The following is a 6,000-nucleotide window of genomic DNA, read 5'->3' as shown; positions in this document are numbered from 1 at the left end:
GGGCGGGGGCCGCCCGCGTTGGGGGGCGCCCCCCCCCGGGGGGGGGGGGGGGGGGCCCCCCCCCCCCCCCCCGCCGCGCTCAGTCATTGTCGTGATGCAGGTTTTCCTCGATCACCGCGTTGATGATGGCCAGCGTCAGCGCGAGCGGCAGGCCGAGGATCCAGGCGAAATACCACATGGACGGTTTCCTTGTCGTAAACAGGCGGCGCGGCCCGGCCGCGCCGTTTCTCAGGCCACGATCTCGCGAACGGTCGATCGTGAGCCGGTTCTCAATAGGCGCTGTGCGAGCTTTCGACCCCCTCCACCGTCACCTTGCCGCGCATCACCCGGTAGCACCAGCCGGTATAGAGCACGATGATCGGCGTAAAGATGATCGCCCCCCAGAACATGATGTTCAGCGTCCCCAGGCTGGACGTGGCGTCCCACACCGTCAGGCTGGAGTTCGGGTGCAGGCTGGACGGCAGCACGAAGGGGAACAGGCTGGCGCCGGCGGTGACGATCACCCCGGCCTGGGTCAGGCTGGATGCGACGAAGGCCGCCACGCCGCGCCCGCTGCGCGACAGCGCCACACCGGCCAGCGCCGCCACGATCGCCAGCAGCGGCACCGCCCACAGCCATGGCCACTGCGCGTAGTTGGCGAGCCAGGCACCCTGCCCCTCGGTCACCACCTTCGCCAGCGGATTGGACGGTGCGCTCGGGCTGGCGCCGGCCACGATCACGTAGCCCGCCATCGTGCGAACCCAGAAGCCGGCGGCGACGAACAAGAGCACGGTCGCGAGGCCGCTCCACTGTGCGGCGCGGCGCGCACGCTGCTGGATCGCCCCCTCGGTGCGCACGATCAGGTAGGTGGCGCCCTGGAAGGTCAGCATCGCACTGGCGACCAGGCCGCTGAGCAGGCCGAACGGGTTCAAGAGCGCCCAGAAGCTGCCGCTGTAGGTGACGCGCAACGTGTCGTCGAACTGGAACGGCACGCCGAGGAACAGGTTACCGAACGCGATGCCGAACACCAGCGGCGGCACCGCCCCACCGACGAACAGCCCCCAGTCCCAGAAGCCGCGCCAGCGCGGGTCCTGCAGCTTGCTGCGGTAGTCGAAGCCCACCGGGCGGAAGAACAGCGCCCACAGCACCAGCAGCATCGCCCAGTAGAAGCCGGAGAACGCGGTCGCGTACACCAGTGGCCACGACGCGAACAGCGCGCCGCCGCCGGTGATGAACCACACCTGGTTGCCCTCCCAGTGCGGGCCGATGGTGTTGAGCAGTACGCGTCGCTCGCCGTCGGTTCGGCCCACGAACGGCAACAGCGTGCCCACGCCCATGTCGTGGCCGTCCATGATGGCGAAGCCGATCAACAGCAGGCCGACCAGCAGCCACCAGATAAAACGGATAGTCGGGTAATCGAACATGATGTCTCCCTCAGGCCGGCTGCGTCAGCGGGGTTTCGCCGGCATAGCGGCCGGTACCGAGGCTGGACGGCCCCATCCGGGTGTACTTGATCATCAGGTACACCTCGGCGATCAACAGGCCCGTATAGAACACGATAAAGCCGGTCAGCGAGCCGACCACACTGCCCACCGACAGTGACGACACCGACAAGTGGGTCGGCAGCACGCCGTAGATGGTCCACGGCTGGCGGCCGTACTCGGCCACCACCCAGCCGAGCTCGATCGCGATCCACGGCGCCGGGACCCACAACATCGCCCAGCGCAGCAGCCAGCGCTTCTGCTGGAAGGTGTTGCGCAGCGAGAAGTACAGCGCCAGCGTAAACAGCACGATAAGGCTGAAGCCCAGCCCCGCCATCACGCGGAAGCTCCAGAACATCGGCGCCACATTCGGTATCGTGTCCCAAGCCGCCTTGTCGATCAGCGCCGCGTCAGCTTGGCGCACATCGGCGACGTATTTCTTCAGCAGCAGGCCGAAGCCCAGGTCGGCCTCGTGCGCCTCGAACGCCGCCTTGAGCTGAGCGTTCTGCGGATCCTTGCGCAGCGCCTCGAGCGCGATCACCGCCTCGCGGCCGTTTTCGATGCGGTGCTTGTTCTTGGCGACGATCTCGTGGATGCCGGGGATCTCCTTAGTCAGCGAACGGGTACCGATCACGCCCATCAGATACGGGATCTGGATCTGGTAGTCATTGCGCCGCTTCGCCTGATCGGGCGAAGCCACCAGGGTGAAGCTCGCCGGCGCCGGCTCGGTGTGCCACATCGCCTCGATCGCTGCCATCTTGGTCTGCTGCGCCTCGCCGACGGTGTAACCGGACTCATCACCCAGCACCACCACCGACAGCGCCGACGCGAAGCCGAACGCCGCGGCAATGCGGAAGCTGCGCCGCGCAAACGCGACATCGCGGCCGCGCAGCAGGTACCAGCTCGATACGCCGAGCACGAACACCGCGGCGGTCACGTAGCCGGCCGACACGGTATGCACGAACTTGGCCTGCGCGGTGGGGTTGAAGAAGATGTCCCACATGCTGGTCAACTCCATCCGCATCGTCTGGTAGTTGAAGTGCGCGCCGATCGGCTCCTGCATCCAGCCGTTGGCGACCAGAATCCACAGCGCCGACAGGTTGGAGCCGACCGCCATCAGGATGGTCACCATCAGGTGCTTGGTGCGCGACAGCCGCTCCCAGCCGAAGAAGAACAACCCGATGAAGGTCGACTCGAGGAAGAACGCCATCAGCCCTTCCAGCGCCAACGGCACGCCGAAGATGTCGCCGACGTAGTGCGAGTAGTAGGCCCAGTTGGTGCCGAACTGGAACTCCATGGTGATGCCGGTGGTGACACCGAGCGCGAAGTTGATACCGAACAGCTTGCCCCAGAAGCGGGTCATATCCCGGTAGATCTCCTTGCCGGTGATCACGAACACCGACTCCATGATCACCAGGATCCACACCATGCCCAGCGTCAGTGGTACGAACAGAAAATGGTAAAGCGCAGTCACCGCGAACTGCAGCCGCGATAGGTCGACCAGTGATTCGGTCATGGGGAACCCCCTTGTTGGTTGGCGGACAGGTGCATGGCAACTCGCTGCGGGTCGACCGGGGTGCGGTCGCTGAACCACAGCTGCCAGATCGCGGCGATCAGCGCGAGCTTGATCAGCAGCACCAGCACGATCTCCCTGCCCAGCCGAGAGGAAAATTTCGGCATGAGACCTCCTTGGCCTTGCCGGCTTGGAATTTAGAACGCGGGCATCATACGAGGCGGGCTGGGCGCCGATGTTGATCGGCGTCAAATCAGGGATAGCCGGCATCGAGTTTCACTATAGCCAGCCACCCGCTCCATGACTCGAAGGCAAAAAAAAACCCCGCCATCATGGCGGGGGTAACCTTGGATACCGATTTCGCTCGGTCTGGGTAGCGTAACGCGCCCCAGCGAGGGCGGCCATGCGACATGGTGTCGCAGCCCGGCTCAGCCACGCACCAGGCTGGCCACGAAACCGCCGCCCGGCCGGTTGGCAAGCAAGAGTGTCAGGCCGTGCAGGCTGGCGATGCGCTCGACGATAGAGAGCCCCAGACCGCTGCCCGGCTCGCTCTGCCCCGGCGGGCGGAAGAAGCGCTCGCGCACCCGCGGCAGGTCGTCTGGCGCGATGCCTGGGCCATTGTCGTCGACGTGGATCGCATCCGGCGCTAGCGTCAGCACCACCCGCCCACCGGGCGGACCGTAGCGCAGCGCGTTGTCGAGCAGGTTGCGCAGCAGCAGCGTCAGCAGTGTCTCGTCGCCCGGCAGCGGCAGCGCGGCGCTGGCGTCGCCGACGCGTTCGACCGTCACTTGGCGCTGCGCGGCCAGCGGAGCCACGTCGGCGCAGGCCGCGTCGGCCACCCGTTGCCAGCGTACCGGCTTGGCGTCAGCCAGCCTGGACAAGGGGTCAAGCCGCGACAGCGCCAGCAGCTGCTCGACCAGCCGGGTGGCACGATCGATGCCGACGGTCAGGTTGCCGAGCGCGCGCTGGCGTGCCGCCGGATCGTGTTCGGCCAACTGCGCCACCTCGGCCTGTACCTTCAAGGCGGCCAGCGGACTGCGCAGCTCGTGCGCGGCGTCGGCAGTGAAGCGCCGCTCGCGCGCCAGCGTGTCGGCGGTCCGGGCGAACAACTGGTTCAGCGCACTTACCATCGGTGCCACCTCGGACGCGAGCCGGGCCACCTGCAGCGGACTGGCGTCGTCGGCCCGACGCACCGCCAGCTCATGCGCGGTGGCGCGCAGCGGCGCCAGCTCGCGGCCTATCGCCCACACCAGCACCAGCAGCAGCAGCGGCAGTGCGGCCAGCCACGGCGCCAGCTGCACACCGACCACCTCCCAGACCAGCTCGCGACGGTAGCCCTCCTTCTGCCCCACCGCCACGATGCGCTGCCCGTCCGGCGCCGGCAGGTAGAACAACCGCCACGGCCCCTGATGCTTGACCGTCGCCACCACGAAACCGCGCCGGGCCGGGTCGGCCGGGAAATGCTTGCCGTCGCCGCCATAGAACAACAACCGGCCGGCAGCATCGAACACCGCGAATGACAAGGCGTCGTCGTCGAAGCCGCCGTGCTCGCCGCCACGGATCAGTCGCTTGGTCTTGGGCAGCTCCGGCAGCTCGTCGACGCGAGTGGCCAGGTTGGACGACAGCAGCTGGCGGGCAAACAGCGTCTGCTGGGTATCGAACAGCTGGTTGACCTCGTGACGGGTCTGGAAATAGGCGCCCACGGTGGCGAGCGCCCACACCAGCGGCGCCACCACCAGCAGGATCAGCGACAGCCGCAACCGCAAGCTGCGCACCTTCACGCTTCGTCCCCCAACGTATAGCCGACGCCGCGCACGGTGCGGATGAAGTCGCTGCCGAGCTTCTTGCGCAGGTGATGGATATGCACCTCGACCGCGTTGCTGCCGACCTCCTCGCCCCAGCCATACAGTTTTTCCTCGAGCAGCGCGCGCGGCTGCACCCGGCCCTTGCCGGCGAGCAAGAGCTCCAGCAACGCCAGCTCGCGCGCAGTCAGGTCGAGCACCTCCCCGTCGAGCATGGCGCGCCGCGCAGTCGGGTCGTACACCAGCTTGCCGTGGCACAGCAGCGGCGCCCCCTGGCCGTGGCTGCGCCGGATCAGTGCGCGCAGCCGCGCCGCCACCTCGACCAGCGCAAACGGCTTGGTCAGGTAATCATCGGCGCCGGCATCGAGCCCGCCAACCCGGTCGCTCAGCGCATCGCGCGCGGTCAGCACCAGCACCGGCACCTGCTGGCCGGCGCGTCGCCAGGCGGCGAGGATGTCCAGGCCGTCGATGCCGGGCAGGCCCAGATCGAGCACCACCGCATCGTACGGCGCCACGGCCAGCGCGGCGAGACCGTCCCGGCCATTCCTCAACCAGTCGACCGTGAAACCGAGCTGGGCGAGGCCGGCCTGCAGACCGTCGCCGATCAGCGCATCGTCTTCCACTACCAGAATCCGCATCGTTTCCCCGTCATTGTTCCATTTCGCCGCGCCGGTGCAGCACACCGATGGCAAATAGCAGCGTCAGCCCCAAGGGCAGCACCAGCGCCAGCGCCAGATGCAGCCACTCCAGCCACGGCGTCTCACGCAGGGGCCCGCCGGCGAGCAGCGTGCCGCTGACCAGCAGCGAGGCCAGCATCGTCAACAGCAGCGTCACCCCGCGCCTGCGCCAGGCCGGCATCGGAACCGCCAGCCCGCTCGCCCGGTACAGCAACCGCGCCAGCAACAGGCCGGCGGCCAGATAGCCGATGATCCGGTGCGGCATCGCCGCCGGCACCATCACCGTCAGGTTGAGCAGCACGCAGCCGGCCAGACAGCAGTCGAGCAGGCGCAGATAGGGATCGATACCCGATTCGTCGGGCCGTGCCACGTTGCTCATCGCCGCTCGATGAAGTCGGACGGCTTGAGCCACTGCGCCTGCGGATGGGCCAGGCAGTCGAAGCTGGCGGCCAGCACCGGGAATGCGACACCGGCAGCGAGCACGGCGCCCAGCAGTTTGTTCATTCGCGCTTCCTTTACAGGGTTGGAGTGGCCCGATGCCACCCTGT

Annotated in this window: 8 protein-coding genes; all 8 read right to left on the bottom strand. The window is 67.6% G+C overall.

What is annotated here, in order from left to right; genetic code table 11:
- Positions 1-79: 79 nt before the first annotated feature.
- The 8 genes from cydX to QU481_RS07990 all read right to left on the bottom strand — a co-directional run bounded on the left by cydX (position 80) and on the right by QU481_RS07990 (position 5,956).
- The gene (cydX, locus tag QU481_RS08025) at positions 80-178 is read right to left on the bottom strand and encodes a cytochrome bd-I oxidase subunit CydX (RefSeq protein WP_289829420.1); all 99 of its coding nucleotides are present in this window, start codon (positions 176-178) and stop codon (positions 80-82) included.
- 91 nt (positions 179-269) lie between these two features.
- The gene (cydB, locus tag QU481_RS08020) at positions 270-1,403 is read right to left on the bottom strand and encodes a cytochrome d ubiquinol oxidase subunit II (protein WP_289829419.1); all 1,134 of its coding nucleotides are present in this window, start codon (positions 1,401-1,403) and stop codon (positions 270-272) included.
- Between the two features lie 10 nt (positions 1,404-1,413).
- Positions 1,414-2,976, bottom strand: a complete 1,563-nt coding sequence (locus QU481_RS08015) for a cytochrome ubiquinol oxidase subunit I (RefSeq protein ID WP_289829418.1) — start codon at positions 2,974-2,976, stop codon at positions 1,414-1,416.
- Positions 2,973-3,140 (bottom strand): cytochrome oxidase putative small subunit CydP, encoded by a 168-nt coding sequence (gene cydP / locus QU481_RS08010; protein WP_289829417.1) that lies wholly within the window; start codon positions 3,138-3,140, stop codon positions 2,973-2,975. The genes QU481_RS08015 and cydP overlap by 4 nt, the downstream gene beginning before the upstream one ends.
- 261 nt (positions 3,141-3,401) lie before the next feature.
- Positions 3,402-4,754, bottom strand: a complete 1,353-nt coding sequence (gene qseC, locus QU481_RS08005; protein WP_289829416.1) for a quorum sensing histidine kinase QseC — start codon at positions 4,752-4,754, stop codon at positions 3,402-3,404.
- Positions 4,751-5,413: a response regulator gene (locus QU481_RS08000; RefSeq protein WP_289829415.1), complete on the bottom strand. Its 663-nt coding sequence runs from the start codon at positions 5,411-5,413 to the stop codon at positions 4,751-4,753. Before QU481_RS08000 ends, qseC begins: the two co-directional genes overlap by 4 nt.
- 10 nt (positions 5,414-5,423) lie before the next feature.
- Complete coding sequence (locus tag QU481_RS07995) at positions 5,424-5,831, bottom strand: hypothetical protein (RefSeq protein WP_289829414.1); 408 nt, start codon at positions 5,829-5,831, stop codon at positions 5,424-5,426.
- Complete coding sequence (locus QU481_RS07990) at positions 5,828-5,956, bottom strand: hypothetical protein (protein ID WP_289829413.1); 129 nt, start codon at positions 5,954-5,956, stop codon at positions 5,828-5,830. Before QU481_RS07990 ends, QU481_RS07995 begins: the two co-directional genes overlap by 4 nt.
- Between the last annotated feature and the right edge of the window lie 44 nt (positions 5,957-6,000).

It is taken from the genome of Crenobacter oryzisoli, from assembly GCF_030385785.1.
GTDB classification, from domain to species: Bacteria; Pseudomonadota; Gammaproteobacteria; order Burkholderiales; family Chromobacteriaceae; genus Crenobacter_A; species Crenobacter_A oryzisoli.
The sequence above is the reverse complement of the archived record's forward strand: the minus strand, read 5'-3'. Positions and strand labels throughout refer to the sequence as shown.